The sequence below is a fragment of the Stenotrophomonas humi genome, from assembly GCF_001431415.1.
Lineage (GTDB): Bacteria > Pseudomonadota > Gammaproteobacteria > Xanthomonadales > Xanthomonadaceae > Stenotrophomonas > Stenotrophomonas humi.
In genome coordinates, this window is sequence record NZ_LDJI01000056.1 from 1 (window position 1) to 756 (window position 756).

At 63.5% G+C, this 756-nt stretch carries 1 protein-coding gene; it reads left to right on the plus strand.

The genetic code is table 11. The features are described from left to right. Nucleotides 1-43: 43 nt before the first annotated feature. Nucleotides 44-460 carry a hypothetical protein gene (locus ABB26_RS18230; RefSeq protein ID WP_057636134.1) on the plus strand — a complete coding sequence of 139 codons (417 nt, stop codon included), beginning with the start codon at nucleotides 44-46 and terminating at the stop codon, nucleotides 458-460. The last annotated feature ends 296 nt before the right edge of the window (nucleotides 461-756 follow it).

The following is a 756-nucleotide window of genomic DNA, read 5'->3' on the forward strand; positions in this document are numbered from 1 at the left end:
AAGCAGGCCGCCATCAGCGGCGACGGTAAAAGAGCCCCCAACGATGTCGATTCAATCCAAAGGCCGCCGCAAGGCGAAGAAGAAGCTGGCCGAGCGCGAGCGCAACCAGGCCGAAGCCAATCCCGTGCCGAAAGCCAAAGTGGAGCCGCATGCGGAACTGCGCGACCAGGACCGCACCTTGCTGGCCGGTATCGTGCGCCGCGAGGGTGAGTGGGTGCTGGGTATGAACGGCAAGATCGCCGGTGAAACCACCAGTGCTGCCCGGGTACTGGCGCTGATCATGCGCGCTGCCGAACTGCATGAACGCAACAACACCCCCGTGCGCCTGATGTACTCCGATGCCCTCAAGGACGCCGCGCACGCCGAAGTGGCGGAACAGGGCATCGACTTCGATACCTACAAGCGCAACCTGGCCGCGGAATTGAGCGCCGGTGCCAAGAGCACCACCGCCACGCATTGAATTCCCGCGAGCGGGTAGTGGATGGACAAGGGCGCCGAGAGGCGCCCTTGTTGTTTGCGATGGGAATAGTTCCGCAGTGCGTTTGCCATTGCCTGGAGCAATCACCTAGCGGCTCCCGACCGCGTAACCGGGTGCCGCAGAGCCTCCCGGGGAGCCGGCTTGCAAGCCCTTGCACCAATGAGCGATGGCCGCTTCGTTCTCCCTCTCCCGTGCAAGCGCACAGTTTTCCTTGATGACCTCCGGGTCTGCATCGTGTGGTGTCACACCCGGGACATGCGAGGCAGAGTTGCATGCGC